General features: G+C 62.5%; 12 protein-coding genes and 1 pseudogene. 5 read left to right on the top strand and 8 right to left on the bottom strand.

What is annotated here, in order from left to right:
• Nucleotide 1: 1 nt before the first annotated feature.
• The 5 genes from BLX42_RS00525 to gloB all read right to left on the bottom strand — a co-directional run bounded on the left by BLX42_RS00525 (nucleotide 2) and on the right by gloB (nucleotide 7,160).
• On the bottom strand, nucleotides 2-1,075 hold the full coding sequence (locus BLX42_RS00525; RefSeq protein ID WP_039603181.1) for a microcin C ABC transporter permease YejB: 1,074 nt from the start codon (nucleotides 1,073-1,075) through the stop codon (nucleotides 2-4).
• Nucleotide 1,076: 1 nt separating this feature from the next.
• Entirely contained in the window at nucleotides 1,077-2,912 is a 1,836-nt protein-coding gene (locus BLX42_RS00530) for an extracellular solute-binding protein (protein WP_115274303.1), read from the bottom strand.
• Nucleotides 2,909-4,738 carry an extracellular solute-binding protein gene (locus BLX42_RS00535; protein WP_204918484.1) on the bottom strand — a complete coding sequence of 610 codons (1,830 nt, stop codon included), beginning with the start codon at nucleotides 4,736-4,738 and terminating at the stop codon, nucleotides 2,909-2,911. The genes BLX42_RS00530 and BLX42_RS00535 overlap by 4 nt, the downstream gene beginning before the upstream one ends.
• Nucleotides 4,739-4,858: 120 nt before the next feature.
• On the bottom strand, nucleotides 4,859-6,280 hold the full coding sequence (locus BLX42_RS00540; protein WP_046785216.1) for a lytic transglycosylase domain-containing protein: 1,422 nt from the start codon (nucleotides 6,278-6,280) through the stop codon (nucleotides 4,859-4,861).
• Nucleotides 6,281-6,380: 100 nt separating this feature from the next.
• Nucleotides 6,381-7,160 (bottom strand): hydroxyacylglutathione hydrolase, encoded by a 780-nt coding sequence (gene gloB / locus BLX42_RS00545; RefSeq protein WP_115274306.1) that lies wholly within the window; start codon nucleotides 7,158-7,160, stop codon nucleotides 6,381-6,383.
• 86 nt (nucleotides 7,161-7,246) lie between these two features.
• On the opposite strand from gloB, the gene BLX42_RS00550 reads away from it, so the two are divergent.
• The 4 genes from BLX42_RS00550 (at nucleotide 7,247) to BLX42_RS00565 (ending at nucleotide 11,704) form a co-directional block, all read left to right on the top strand.
• Entirely contained in the window at nucleotides 7,247-8,020 is a 774-nt protein-coding gene (locus tag BLX42_RS00550) for a class I SAM-dependent methyltransferase (RefSeq protein WP_046785214.1), read from the top strand.
• Between the two features lie 13 nt (nucleotides 8,021-8,033).
• Nucleotides 8,034-8,480 (top strand): ribonuclease HI, encoded by a 447-nt coding sequence (gene rnhA, locus BLX42_RS00555; protein WP_012315304.1) that lies wholly within the window; start codon nucleotides 8,034-8,036, stop codon nucleotides 8,478-8,480.
• A 51-nt stretch (nucleotides 8,481-8,531) separates the two neighbouring features.
• Nucleotides 8,532-9,290, top strand: coding sequence for a DNA polymerase III subunit epsilon (dnaQ, locus tag BLX42_RS00560; RefSeq protein WP_039602584.1), 759 nt, complete (start codon nucleotides 8,532-8,534; stop codon nucleotides 9,288-9,290).
• A gap of 164 nt (nucleotides 9,291-9,454) precedes the next feature.
• Nucleotides 9,455-11,704: an Orn/Lys/Arg decarboxylase N-terminal domain-containing protein gene (locus BLX42_RS00565; protein ID WP_161870933.1), complete on the top strand. Its 2,250-nt coding sequence runs from the start codon at nucleotides 9,455-9,457 to the stop codon at nucleotides 11,702-11,704.
• Here the strand turns inward: BLX42_RS00565 and BLX42_RS00570 are convergent.
• Nucleotides 11,688-11,906: a hypothetical protein gene (locus BLX42_RS00570; RefSeq protein WP_046785212.1), complete on the bottom strand. Its 219-nt coding sequence runs from the start codon at nucleotides 11,904-11,906 to the stop codon at nucleotides 11,688-11,690. The two genes, BLX42_RS00565 and BLX42_RS00570, sit on opposite strands and share 17 nt — an antisense overlap.
• A gap of 156 nt (nucleotides 11,907-12,062) precedes the next feature.
• On the opposite strand from BLX42_RS00570, the gene BLX42_RS00575 reads away from it, so the two are divergent.
• Nucleotides 12,063-12,623: an NADPH-dependent FMN reductase gene (locus BLX42_RS00575; protein WP_046785211.1), complete on the top strand. Its 561-nt coding sequence runs from the start codon at nucleotides 12,063-12,065 to the stop codon at nucleotides 12,621-12,623.
• A 108-nt stretch (nucleotides 12,624-12,731) separates the two neighbouring features.
• On the opposite strand, the gene phnX is transcribed toward BLX42_RS00575, so the two are convergent.
• Together phnX and BLX42_RS00585 are read right to left on the bottom strand one after the other, a co-directional pair.
• The gene (gene phnX / locus BLX42_RS00580; RefSeq protein WP_161870934.1) at nucleotides 12,732-13,559 is read right to left on the bottom strand and encodes a phosphonoacetaldehyde hydrolase; all 828 of its coding nucleotides are present in this window, start codon (nucleotides 13,557-13,559) and stop codon (nucleotides 12,732-12,734) included.
• A gap of 34 nt (nucleotides 13,560-13,593) precedes the next feature.
• Nucleotides 13,594-13,799, bottom strand: a pseudogene (locus BLX42_RS00585) (2-aminoethylphosphonate--pyruvate transaminase); the annotation flags it as partial.

A 13,799-nucleotide genomic window follows, 5' to 3' on the forward strand; every position in this document is an offset into this window, starting at 1 on the left:
GTCAGTGCTCCCGGCTGGCGAAGTCGATGCGCGGATCGACCAGGGTGTAGGTGAGGTCGCCGATCAGTTTCACCACCAGCCCTAGCAGGGTGAAGATGAACAGGGTGCCAAACACCACCGGGTAGTCGCGGTTGATGGCCGCCTCGAAACTCATAAGGCCCAGGCCGTCGAGGGAGAAAATCACCTCGATCAGCAGGGAGCCGGTGAAGAAGATGCCGATGAACGCCGAAGGGAAGCCCGCGATCACCAGCAGCATGGCGTTGCGGAACACGTGGCCGTACAGCACCCGCGAGCGGCTCAGGCCTTTGGCTTTGGCGGTGACCACGTATTGCTTGTTGATCTCGTCGAGGAAGCTGTTCTTGGTCAGCAGGGTCATGGTGGCGAAGTTGCCGATCACCAGGGCGGTGATCGGCAGCACCAGGTGCCAGAAGTAGTCGAGCACTTTGCCGGTGGTGGACAGCTCGTCGAAGTTGTTCGAGGTCAGGCCGCGCAGCGGGAACCAGTCGAAGTAGCTGCCGCCGGCGAACAGCACGATCAGCAGGATGGCGAACAGGAACGCCGGGATGGCATAGCCGACGATGATCGCCGAGCTGGTCCAGACGTCGAAGTGGCTGCCGTGGCGCACCGCCTTGGCGATACCCAGGGGGATCGACACCAGGTACATGATCAGCGTGCTCCACAGCCCGAGCGAAATCGACACCGGCATCTTCTCGGCGATCAGGTCGATGACCTTGGCATCGCGAAAGAAGCTCTCGCCGAAGTCCAGCTGGGCATAGTTCTTGACCATGATCCATAAACGCTCGGGGGGCGACTTGTCGAAGCCGTACATGCGCTCGATTTCGGCGATCAGGGCAGGGTCGAGGCCCTGGGCACCGCGGTAGTTGGAGCCGGCCACGGAGACTTCGGCGCCGCCGCCGGCAATCCGGCTGGTTGCGCCCTCGAAACCTTCGAGCTTGGCGATCATCTGTTCCACCGGGCCGCCGGGGGCGGCCTGGACGATGATGAAGTTGATCACCAGGATGCCGAACAGGGTCGGGATGATCAGCAGCAGGCGACGCAGGATGTAGGCCAGCATGTCAGTTGGCCTCTTGCGCAGGCGCTTCGGACACGGCTGGCGTCACCTCGGGCTTGATCCACCAGGTGTCGATGCCGATGTCGTACTTGGGCGAAACCTTGGGGTGGCCGATGTGGTTCCAGTAGGCCACGCGCCAGGTCTTGATGTGCCAGTTGGGGATCACGTAGTAACCCCACAGCAGCACGCGGTCCAGGGCGCGGGCATGGTTGATCAGGCTCTGTCGGGAATCGGCGTTGATCAGCGCTTCGACCAGTTGGTCGATGGCCGGGTCCCGCAGGCCCATGAAGTTGCGGCTGCCGGGGTTGTCGGCAGCGGCACTGGACCAGAACTCGCGCTGCTCGTTGCCTGGGGAGCTGGACTGCGGATAGCCACTGACGATCATGTCGAAGTCACGCGAGCGCAGGCGGGTGATGTACTGGGAAACGTCGACGCGCCGGATGTTCAGGTCGATGCCAAGGTCGGCCAGGTTGCGTTTGAACGGCAGCAGGATGCGCTCGAATTCGGTCTGGGCCAGCAGAAACTCGATGGACACCGGTTTGCCGTTCTTGTCGACCATCTTGTCGTCGACGATCTTCCAGCCAGCGTCCATCAGCAGCTTGTAGGCCTGGCGCTGCTGTTCGCGGATCATGCCGCTGCCGTCGGTGACCGGGTTGTGGAAAGCCTCGCTGAACACCTGTTCGGGGACCTTGCCGCGCATAGGCTCGAGGATTTTCAGCTCGTCAGGCGAGGGCAGGCCCTGGGCGGCCATTTCGGAGTTTTCGAAGTAGCTGCCGGTGCGGGTGTAGGCGCCGTTGAACAACTGCTTGTTGGTCCACTCGAAGTCCAGCAGCAGGCTCAGCGCCTGGCGCACGCGGATGTCCTGAAATACCGGTTTACGCAGGTTGAAAATGAAACCCTGCATGCCTGTGGGGTTGCCGTTGGGCAGCTCTTCCTTGATCAGGCGGCCATCGCGTACGGCGGGAACGTTGTAGGCGGTGGCCCAGTTTTTCGCGCTGGTCTCAAGGCCATAGTCGAACTGGCCGGCCTTGAGTGCTTCCAGCGCGACGGTGTTGTCGCGGTAGGAGTCGAAGGTCATTGCGTCGAAGTTGAACTGGCCGCGGTTGAGCGGCAGGTCCTTGGCCCAGTAGTCCTTGACCCGCTCGTAGCGGATCGAGCGGCCGGGCTTGACCTCGGTGATCTTGTACGGGCCGCTGCCGAGCGGGATTTCCAGGTTGCCGCGGTTGAATTCGCGGCCTTCGTACCAGTGTTTGGGCAGCACGGGCAATTGGCCGAGGATCAGCGGCAACTCGCGGTTGTTCTTGTGCTTGAAGGTGAACAGCACGCGCAGCGGGTCTTCGGCGACGACTTGGGCGACATCGCCATAGTACTGGCGGTACAGCGGTGCGCCGTCCTTGATCAGGGCGTTGAAGGTGAACACCACGTCTTCGGCCCGCATCGGGTGGCCGTCGTGGAAGCGCGCCTCGGGGCGCAGGTAGAAGCGCACCCAGCTGTTGTCCGGGGCCTTTTCGATCTTGCCGGCAACCAGGCCGTACTCGGTGAACGGCTCGTCCAGGCTCTGGCGCATCAAGGTGTCGTAGATGGCGCTGACGTTTTCGGCGGCCACCCCTTTGTTGATGAACGGGTTGAGGCTGTCGAAACCGCCGAAACTGGACTGGCGGAAGGTGCCGCCCTTGGGCGCGTCGGGGTTGACGTAGTCGAAGTGCTTGAAGTCGGCCGGGTACTTCGGCGCTTCATCATAAAGGGTCAGTGCGTGTTGCGGCGCGGCCATAGCCGGTAGGCTCAGGCAGGCGAGCAGCAGGCTGCCTGCCAGCTGGCGCAGGCGGTACGTTGGCATCATTGGGCTTTCTCCGAAGTCTTTAGCCACCAGGTATTCAGCCCCAGGGTATAGGGCGGTGTGGTGACGAAACCGAACCGGTTGCGGTAGGCCAGGCGGTGGTTGTCGAGATACCAGTTGGGGATCATGTAGTACTGCCAGGACAGCACGCGGTCCAGGGCGCGGGCGGCGGCGACCTGGTCATCGCGGGTGCGTGCGGCGAGCAAGGTGTCGAGCAGGTGGTCGACCACCGGATCCTTGACCCCAGCATAATTTTTGCTGCCCTTGGTCGCAGCCTGGCTGGAATGGAAGTACAGCCACTGCTCAAGGCCGGGGCTCAAGGTCTGGCTCAAGGTCATCAGAATCATGTCGAAGTCGAACTGGTCCAGGCGTTGTTTGTATTGGGCACGGTCCACGGTGCGCAAGCGCGCATCGATGCCGATGCTCGCCAGGTTTTCGACATAAGGTTGCAGGATGCGTTCGAGGTTGGGATTCACCAGCAGCAGTTCCATGCGCAACTGCTGGCCTTGTGCGTTCACCAGGCGCTGGCCGTCGAGCTTCCAGCCGGCGCGGCCCAGCAGGCTCAGCGCCTGGCGCAGGCTCTGGCGGTCGATGCCGCGGCCATCGGTGTGGCTGACCTGATAGGGCTGGGTGAACAGCTTTTCCGGCAATTGGTCACGGAACGGCGCCAGCAGCAGCCACTCCTTGCCCGTGGGCAGGCCGCTGGCGGCAAACTCGCTGTTGGGATAGTAGCTGGTCGAGCGGCGGTAGGCGCTGCTGAACAGGGCGCGGTTGGTCCACTGGAAGTCGAGCATCAGGCCCAGCGCCTGGCGTACCCTGGCGTCGCTGAAGGTGGCCCGGCGGCTGTTCATGAACAGCCCTTGGGTCTGGGTCGGGATGCGATGGGGGATCTGGGCCTTTATCACCTCGCCACGGCGCAGTGCCGGGAAGTTGTAGCCGTTGGCCCAGTTCTTTGCCTGATGCTCGATATAGATGTCGAACTCGCCGGCCTTGAAGGCTTCGAACGCGACTGTGGCGTCCCGATAGAACTCGTATTCGATGCGGTTGAAGTTGTACTTGCCGCGGTTTACCGCCAGGTCCTTGCCCCAGTAGTTCTTTACCCGCTCGAACACCAGGCGCCTGCCGGGCTGCACCTGAGTGATGCGGTAGGGGCCGCTGCCAAGCGGCGGCTCGAAGGTGGTGGCCTTGAAATCGCGGTTTTGCCAGTAGTGTTTGGGCAGCACCGGCATCTCGCCCAGGCGCAGGATCAGCAGCGGGTTGCCAGCGCGCTTGAACACGAAGCGGATGCGCAGCGGGCCAAGGATATCCACGCGCTGCACTTCCTGCAGGTTGGTGCGGTAGATCGGGTGGCCGTCCTTGAGCAGCGTGCGGTAAGAGAAGGCGACGTCTGCAGAAGTGATCGGTTTGCCGTCATGCCAGCGCGCTTGCGGGCGCAGGTTGAACACCACCCAACTGCGGTCCTCGCTGTACTCCACCGATCGGGCGATGAGGCCGTAACTGGAGGTGGGCTCGTCCCCGGAAGGGTCATACATGCCGGTGCCGACCATCAGTGTTTCGTTGAGCTCGTTGACACCGTACTGCAGGAAGTTCGGCGTTGTGACCGGGCTAGAACCCTTGAAGGTATAGGCGTTGAGCGTGTCGAACGTGCCCAATGCCATGGCGCGCAAGGTGCCGCCCTTGGGCGCTTGCGGGTTGACCCAGTCGAAGTGGGTGAATGTGGCTGGGTACTTGAGCGTGCCGAACTGCGCGTATCCGTGGCTTTCGCTCACCATCGCGGCTGCGGGAAAGCTCAAGGCCAGGCTGAGTGACAGCAGGAGGGGACGTATCAAGTCGGCATCCGATCCAGAGGCGTTGGGCTTTGGTCGGGCTACAGTAACAGCTTGGCGGGGTTGGAAAAAGGGTGTGTCTGGAAGGAGATCAAGGGGCTGCGGAGCAGCCCCGGGTTGCCATCAGTGCCCCAGGTAGACGGTCAAGGTCTGGCCTGGCTTGAGGGCGTGCCCGCTGCGCGGATTCCAGCGCTTGAGGTGCTTCATCTCAACATTGAAACGTTTTGCCACCAGATACAGCGAGTCACCCTTGCGGACCTTGTACTGGGTAGAGCGCTTGGAGGATGCCGCCACCCGGTTGCCTGCCGCACTACCACCACGCAGTGCCAACACCTGGCCGGCCTTTACACGGCTACCCGATAGTTTGTTCCAGCGCTGGATATCCTTGACCGAAACCCGGTTGGCCCTGGCAATGGTGCTCAGGCTGTCGCCGCGCTTTACGCGGTAACTGCGCGCTCTGGCAGGTGCCTTGGCTTCGGCCACGGCGCGTGCGAACACGGCTTTGTTCGGCTGCAGGCTGACCAGTTGTTCAGGCTTGAGGTTGGACAGGCTGTCGGACAGCAGTTGCGCCTTGGCCGTCGGTACCAGCAATTGTTTGGGCCCATCCACGGTCATGCGCTTCTTGAATGCCGGGTTGAGCTGGATCAGTTCGTCTTCGTCGATGTTGGCGAAGGCGGCTACCCGCGACAGGTCCAGGCGGTCCTTGATGGCGACAGCTTCGAAGTAGGGCTCGTTGGCGATCGGGTTGAGGTTCACGCCGTAGGCTTCGGGGGTCAGGACCACCTGCGACAGGGCCAGCAGCTTGGGCACGTAGTCGCGCGTCTCCTGTGGCAGTGGCAGGTTCCAGTAATCGGTGGGCAGGCCGAGTTTCTCGTTGCGCTCGATCGCCCGGCTGACGGTGCCTTCACCGGCGTTGTAGGCAGCCAGTGCCAGCAGCCAGTCGCCGTTGAACATGTCGTGCAGGCGGCTCAGGTAATCCAGCGCGGCGTTGGTCGACGCGGTGATGTCGCGGCGACCATCGTAGAAATTGGTCTGGCGCAGGTTGAAGTGGCGCCCGGTAGAGGGGATGAACTGCCACATGCCTGCAGCATGGGCGCGCGAGTAGGCCATGGGGTTGTAGGCGCTTTCGATCGCCGGCAACAGGGCCAGTTCCAGCGGCATGTCGCGTTCTTCCAGGCGCTCGACGATGTAGTGCAGGTACAGGCTGCCGCGCTCACCGGCGTTTTCGAGGAATGAGGGGTTGCTGGCGAACCACAGCCGCTGCTGCTCGATGCGCGGGTTGACGTCGATGGTGTCTTGCAGGGCGAAGCCCTGGCGCATGCGCTCCCACACATCCTGCGGCGCCTGCTCGGCGGGTTTGACCGCGAGCGGAACGGGTTTGTGTTTGATCCGCGCCTGGTAGCTGTGCGCGCGAACGCTGTCGGATTCGTCGAGCTGACGGGTGCTCTGGCAGCCCACCAGGGTGGCGGCCAGCGCCAGCGCACTGATTTGGGCCAGGCGCGTCAGGGCGACTGAATGAGCGGTTCTGCGGCTACGGGAAGACATCGGCGGGGACGGGTATCCGGGCAAAAAATTTCGGCGATTCTAGAAACCGCATCCCGCTGGGTCAACCTTCGAGCACATGTTGCGATATATCTTCAGGTTATCAGAAGGTGTCCTTCCAAGACCTCAAGGCAGCAAAAACAGCGACATGCGTGGTGTTTGAATGTCCCTTCCATTCGTCAGCTTTTTGTTTAACTAATGTTTCAGAGGTACGCAGAAAGGGGTTGGTCAGCCGTTCCAGGCCGATGGTTGATGGCAATGTGATGCGATTTTCGGCGCGCAGCCGGGTAACATCATCGAAACGTTGCAGAACGTGCGGGTTTTGTGGCTCCACGGCCTTGGCGAAGCGCAAGTTGCTGAGGGTGTACTCGTGGGCGCAGTACACCTCGGTACGCTCCGGCAGCGCGGCCAACCTGGCGAGGGCAGGCTGCATCTGCTCTGGCGTGCCTTCGAACATCCGCCCGCAGCCAGCGGCGAACAACGTGTCGCCACTGAATAGCACCGGTGTCGCAGGTTGGTCGCTGAAGAAGGCGATATGACCCAGCGTGTGCCCCGGTACTGCCAGAACCTGGAAGGTCACGCCCACCGCGGTCACTTCGTCACCTTCGTCCAAGGCAAGGTCGCGGCACGGAATACGCTCGTTGGCCGGGCCGCTGACCCGCGCACCGGTCAGTTTTTTGAGCCGCTCGACACCGCCCACGTGGTCATTGTGGTGGTGGGTGACCAGAATATCCTCCAGCACCCAGTCGGGATTGGCGGCCAGCCATGCCTCCACGGGGGCGGCATCACCAGGATCGACCACCGCGCAGCGGCGTTTGGCAGTATCCTGTAACAACCAGATGTAGTTGTCGGAGAAAGCGGGTAGAGCATCGATCTGTATCATGGTGCGGATCCGTATCGCCTAGCGTGGCACATGAAGCCATCTTAGCCGCGATGGCGCGGTGCGAGAACCTTCGAGGGAGAGCGCAAATGACCGACCAACCCTTTGCCCAGGCCGACCCGGCCTGGATCGAGCTGATCAGCCTGGCCCGTGACTGGTTCCACGGCCCGCTCGGCCAGCTGATGCTCAAAGAAGAGGAAAAATTGTTGGAGGAGGAGCTCGGGCGCTTCTTCGGGGGTTACCTGGTGCATTACGGCCCCTGCGCCGAGGCTCCGCCCAGCGCCCCCCAGGTACAGCGCAACGTGCGTTTGGGCGCGCCGCTGCCGGGGGTGGAGATCGTCTGTGAGGAACAGGCCTGGCCCTTGAGCGAGCACGCCGCCGACGTGGTGGTGCTGCAGCACGGCCTGGACTTCTGCCTGTCGCCCCATGGCTTGCTGCGCGAGGCCGCCAGTGCGGTACGCCCCGGCGGGCATCTGCTGATCGTCGGCATCAACCCCTGGAGCAGTTGGGGCATACGCCACTTCTTCAGCCACGGCGCGCTGCGCAAGGCCCGCTGCATCTCGCCGTCACGGGTCGGTGACTGGCTCAACCTGCTGGGCTTCGCGCTGGAGAAACGCCGCTTCGGGTGCTATCGTCCGCCGCTTGCCTCACCGGCCTGGCAACAACGCCTGGCGGGCTGGGAACGGGTGGCAGGCGGTTGGCAGAGCTCTGGTGGCGGGGTTTACCTGCTGGTGGCGCGCAAGATGGTGGTTGGCCTGAGGCCGCTGCGCCAGGAACGCCGCGAACCGATGGGCAAGTTGCTGCCTTTGCCATTGGCCAAGGTCAACCGCACCGTGGTCAGCCCCGATACCGAAAAGCACTGAACATGAGTGGTACATGAGCGATAGCGTCGAGTTGTATACCGATGGTGCCTGCAAGGGCAATCCAGGCCCTGGTGGCTGGGGGGTCCTGTTGATCTACAAGGGCGTCGAAAAGGAGCTGTGGGGCGGCGAACGCGAAACCACCAACAACCGCATGGAACTGATGGCCGCGATTCAGGGCTTGATGGCGCTCAAGCGCGAATGCGAGGTGGTGTTGACCACCGACTCGCAGTACGTGATGAAGGGCATCAACGAGTGGATGGTCAACTGGAAGAAGCGCGGCTGGAAGACCGCCGCGAAGGAGCCAGTGAAGAACGCTGACCTGTGGCAGCAGCTCGACGAGCAGGTCAACCGCCACAAGGTCACCTGGAAGTGGGTGCGCGGGCACATCGGCCACCCCGGTAACGAGCGCGCTGACCAATTGGCCAACCGTGGCGTCGACGAGGTACGCGCCAAACGTTGAGCTGCGGTACAATCCTCGGCTTTGTAACTGATGCAAGTTGGAGCGCCCCGCGTGGAGCAGCAGCAAGATAAACGCCTGGTCATTCTCGATACCGAAACCACCGGCATGCCGGTCAGCGAAGGCCACCGGATCATCGAGATCGGCTGCGTCGAAGTCATTGGCCGGCGCCTGACCGGTCGGCACTTCCACGTCTATCTGCAACCGGACCGCGAGAGTGACGAGGGCGCGATCAATGTCCACGGCATCACCGACGCGTTCCTGGTCGGCAAGCCGCGCTTCGGCGATGTGGCCGAGGAATTCTTCGAATTCATTCAGGGCGCCACGCTGGTCATCCATAACGCGGCGTTCGACGTCGGCTTCATCAACAACGAGTTCGCCCTGCTCGGCCAGCGCGACCGCGCCGACATCTCGCAGCACTGCACCATCCTCGACACACTGCTGCTGGCCCGTGCCCGGCACCCGGGGCAGCGCAACAGCCTTGACGCGCTGTGCAAGCGTTACGATATCGACAACTCCGGCCGTGAGCTGCACGGCGCGTTGCTCGACTCGGAGCTGCTGGCTGACGTCTACCTGGCAATGACCGGTGGCCAGACCAGCCTTTCGCTGGCTGGCAATGGGGCGGACGGCGACAATGAAGGGCAGGGCAGCGGTGGCAGCGAGATCCGCCGGATTACCGGGCGTGCGCCTGGGCGGGTGATCATGGCCACTGCCGAGGAACTGGAGGCGCATGCAGAGCGCCTGGCGGCTATCGCCAAGTCGGCGGGCGGGCCGTCGATGTGGCAGGTATTGACCGAAACGCCTGCCGGTTGATGCTGAGCCTGCCCTGGCCTTATCGCCGCAACCTGGCTCCCACAAGCTCTTTACTGAACTGCAAATTCGCGTAGGAACCGGCGTGCCTGCGACAGGGCCGTACTGACAGCACCAGGCTCTACTACCCTGTGAAAGACGCTCTGTCCTTCGGAGGTTGCAGCCTGATGTACAAGGACCTCAAGTTCCCCATCCTCATCGTCCACCGTGCCATCAAGGCCGACAGCGTTGCCGGCGAGCGCGTGCGGGGGATTGCCGAGGAACTGCGTCAGGACGGCTTCGCCATTCTCGCCGCGGCAGACAATGCCGAAGCCCGTCTGGTCGCGGCCACCCACCACGGCCTGGCCTGCATGCTGATCGCCGCCGAAGGCATTGGCGACAATACTCACCTGTTGCAGAACATGGCCGAGTTGATCCGCCTGGCCCGCCAGCGTGCTCCTGACCTGCCAATCTTCGCCCTGGGCGAACAGGTCACCTTGGAAAACGCTCCCGCCGAAGCGATGAGCGAGCTCAACCAGCTGCGCGGCATCCTTTACCTGTTCGAGGACACCGTGCCGTTCCTCGCCCGCCAGGTAGCACGTGCCGCACACAACTACCTCGACGGCTTGCTGCCGCCTTTCTTCAAGGCCTTGGTACAGCACACCGCGCAGTCCAATTATTCCTGGCACACGCCCGGCCATGGCGGTGGCGTGGCCTACCGCAAAAGCCCGGTGGGCCAAGCCTTCCATCAATTCTTCGGCGAGAATACCTTGCGCTCGGACTTGTCCGTCTCGGTGCCGGAACTGGGCTCGCTGCTCGATCACACTGGCCCTTTGGCAGCGGCCGAAGCCAGGGCCGCGCGCAACTTTGGCGCCGACCATACCTTCTTCGTGATCAATGGCACCTCCACCGCCAACAAGATCGTCTGGCATGCCATGGTCGGCCGTGATGACCTGGTGCTGGTGGACCGTAACTGCCACAAGTCGGTGGTCCATGCCATCATCATGACCGGCGCCATTCCCATCTACCTATGCCCCGAGCGCAACGAACTGGGCATCATCGGGCCGATCCCGCTCAGCGAGTTCAGCGCCGAGTCGATCCAGGCCAAGGTGCTGGCCAACCCCTTGGCCAAGGGGCGCGAACCGCGCATCAAACTGGCGGTGGTGACCAACTCAACCTATGACGGGCTGTGCTACCACGCCGGGCTGATCAAGCAAGCTCTGGGCAGCAGCGCGCAGGTGCTGCACTTCGATGAAGCCTGGTTCGCTTACGCGGCGTTTCATGAGTTCTTCACGGGGCGCTATGCGATGGGTACGGCCTGCACCGAGGGCAGCCCGTTGGTGTTCAGCACGCACTCGACGCACAAGCTGCTGGCGGCCTTCAGCCAGGCGTCGATGATCCATGTACAGGACGGCGCACAGCGGCAACTGGACCGAGATCGCTTCAATGAAGCCTTCATGATGCATATCTCGACGTCACCTCAGTACAGCATCCTGGCTTCTTTGGATGTGGCTTCGACCATGATGGAGGGGCCCGCGGGGCGTTCGCTGCTGCAAGAGATGTTTGACGAGGCACTGAGCTTTCGTCGCGCCCTGGCTAACCTGCGTGCACATATCGCGGCCACCGATTGGTGGTTCAGTATCTGGCAGCCGCCTGGGGCAGAAGGCGTCGATCAGCTCGCTGCGCAGGACTGGCTGCTGCAGCCTGGGGCGCAGTGGCATGGCTTTGGCGAATTGGCGGGCGATTATGTGCTGCTTGACCCGTTGAAGGTCACCCTGGTGATGCCGGGGTTGCGTGCCGACGGCGTGTTGGACGAGCAGGGCATTCCGGCGGCAGTGGTCAGCAAGTTTCTCTGGGAGCGCGGGTTGGTGGTGGAGAAGACCGGCCTTTACAGCTTCCTGGTGCTGTTCTCGATGGGCATTACCAAGGGCAAGTGGAGCACGCTGCTGACCGAGTTGCTGGAGTTCAAACGCCATCATGATGGCAATACGCCGTTAAGCCAGTGCCTGCCGAGCATCGTTGCAGTCGACACGGCACGCTACCACGGTATCGGCCTGCGCGACCTGTGCAACCAGCTGCATGACTGCTATCGCGTCAATGCCACGGCCAAGCAGCTCAAAGGGTTGTTCAGTCGCTTGCCGGAAGTGGCGCTCAGCCCGGCCCGGGCCTATGACCATATGGTGCGCGGTGAGGTGGAAGCGGTGCCGATAGAGGCATTGCTCGGCCGTGTCGCGGCAGTCATGCTGGTGCCCTATCCGCCGGGCATACCCTTGATCATGCCGGGGGAGCGGTTCACTGAAGCTACCCGCTCGATCCTCGACTACCTGGCGTTTGCCCGCGCCTTCAACGGCGGTTTTCCCGGTTTTGTCGCCGATGTGCACGGCCTGCAGAGCGAAGCCGGAAGCTATACGGTCGATTGCGTCAAGGAATGCGAATGATCTCGACGCCGGTCTGTACCAGTTCAAAACGGTCTTCACCCAAGTGGTTGACTCGGTCGCCGATTGCCAGACGATAGGTGGTGACCGGTGCGCCCTGTACGCTGCCGTCGGTCTGCAGGGTGGACTCTTGGAACTCGTGGACGGGGTAGATACGGCCTTCGGCGTCACGGGCGTGGAATTGGCCGACCATTACTGCTGCCATTTAAGTGAAAACCTCTGAATTGCGTAGGAAATGTCTGCAGGAATAGACCGTGGATGGTACCTGGAAGTTTTCTGGCGGAGGAAAAAAACCTAAGCGCCGAGCAATGGTCATCTATAACTACAACGTCTCTTAACCCAGCAAAGGTTGGAAATCGCCATGAGCCAGGTGTATTCGGTAGCGGTCGTCGTCGGCAGCTTGCGCAAGGATTCGTACAACCGCAAGGTGGCCCGTGCCCTTTCAGAGCTGGCACCGTCCAGTCTTGCCTTGAAAATCGTCGAAATCGGCGATCTGCCACTGTACAACGAGGATGTCGAGGCTGCGGGTGTGCCCGAGCCGTGGAGGCGCTTTCGCGACGAGATCCGGCGCAGCGACGCGGTGCTGTTCGTCACCCCGGAGTACAACCGCTCTGTACCGGGCTGCCTGAAAAATGCCATCGACGTGGGCTCACGTCCCTATGGGCAAAGCGCCTGGGGTGGCAAACCTACGGCGGTGGTGAGCGTCTCGCCCGGCGCCATTGGCGGGTTTGGGGCCAACCATGCCGTGCGCCAGTCGCTGGTGTTTCTCGACATGCCGTGCATGCAGATGCCCGAAGCTTATATCGGTGGGGCGGCCAGCCTTTTCGAGGACAGTGGCAAGCTCAATGACAAGACCCGGCCGTTTCTGCAGGGTTTCATCGACAAGTTTGCCTCTTGGGTGAAGCTGAACCGGGCGGTTTGAGCCGGCCTTGTCGTCGGTAAGCCGGCCCCACAGCTACCCCACCGTTCGTGAAAACGGCGGGGTAGCTGTGGAAGCCGGCTTGCCGGCGAAAGCTGCAACACAGATCGGTCAGAACGCCTGCGGCATCTCTCCCTTGGCCAACCGCCGGTTGATATCGGCGACCACCTCGGGCAGTTCATTGATGGTGTCGATCAGGTAGTGCGGGCGTGACCCTGCGAACAGCGCATGAATGCGCTTGCGCTCACTCTCCAGCTTCTCAGCGCTCAACGCCTGGTACCCTTCCCAGGTCAGCCCGAGCGCGTTGCCCGAGCACACCAGTGCCACAGTCCACATGCCGGCACGGCGGCCTTCGAGGATGCCCGGCACGGTGTCGTCGACCTTGACGCAGGCCGCCACGTCGTCGATGCCCAGGGCGATCACGTTGGCCAGTGCCTGTGCCGGCCACGGGCGGCCGTTCGGGGTTTCGTCGGTGGCCACCACGTGGTCGGCGACATAGCCGTTCTGGGCCGCCAGCTCCACCACCTTGTCCATTACCACTTTCGGGTAGCCCGAGCATGAGCCGAATTTCAGGCCGTCCCGGCGCAAGCCGGTGAGGGTGTCCAGAGCACCGGGAATCAGCGCCGAATGCACGGCGATCTTCTCGATCTGCAGCGGCATGAAGCGGTTATAGATGGCAGTGACGTCATCGTCGGTCGGCGTGCGGCCGAACACGTTGCGATAGCGTTCGGCAATTTCCGGCACGTCACACAGGGTACGAATATGGTCCCACTTGCCCATGCCCATCGGGCCGCGGGCTTCTTCGATGGAAACCTGGACGTCGAACTCGGCGAAGGCTTCGACGAAGATCTGGGTCGGGGCGAAAGAGCCGAAGTCGACCACGGTGCCGGCCCAGTCGAGGATGGCGGCTTGCAGCTGGGTGGGGTTGCTGTAGTTCATGTGCGCTATTTCCTGAAATCGGATGGGCAGAGGGTCAGATGTCCAGTACTTCCATTTCCCGCAGCACGTCGGCCACGGCATTCACAGCAGCTTGCATGCCGTCCGGTCCGACCACGCCGATGCAGCCGACGCGGAAGGTCTCGACCTGGGTCAACTTGCCGGGGTAGAGGATGAAGCCCTTGGCCTTGACCCGTTCGTAGAAGTCCTTGAACTGGTAACGGGCGTCATTCGGGGCGTGGA

The sequence above is a fragment of the Pseudomonas sp. SG-MS2 genome (assembly GCF_009933855.1).
Classification (GTDB): domain Bacteria; phylum Pseudomonadota; class Gammaproteobacteria; order Pseudomonadales; family Pseudomonadaceae; genus Aquipseudomonas; species Aquipseudomonas putida_E.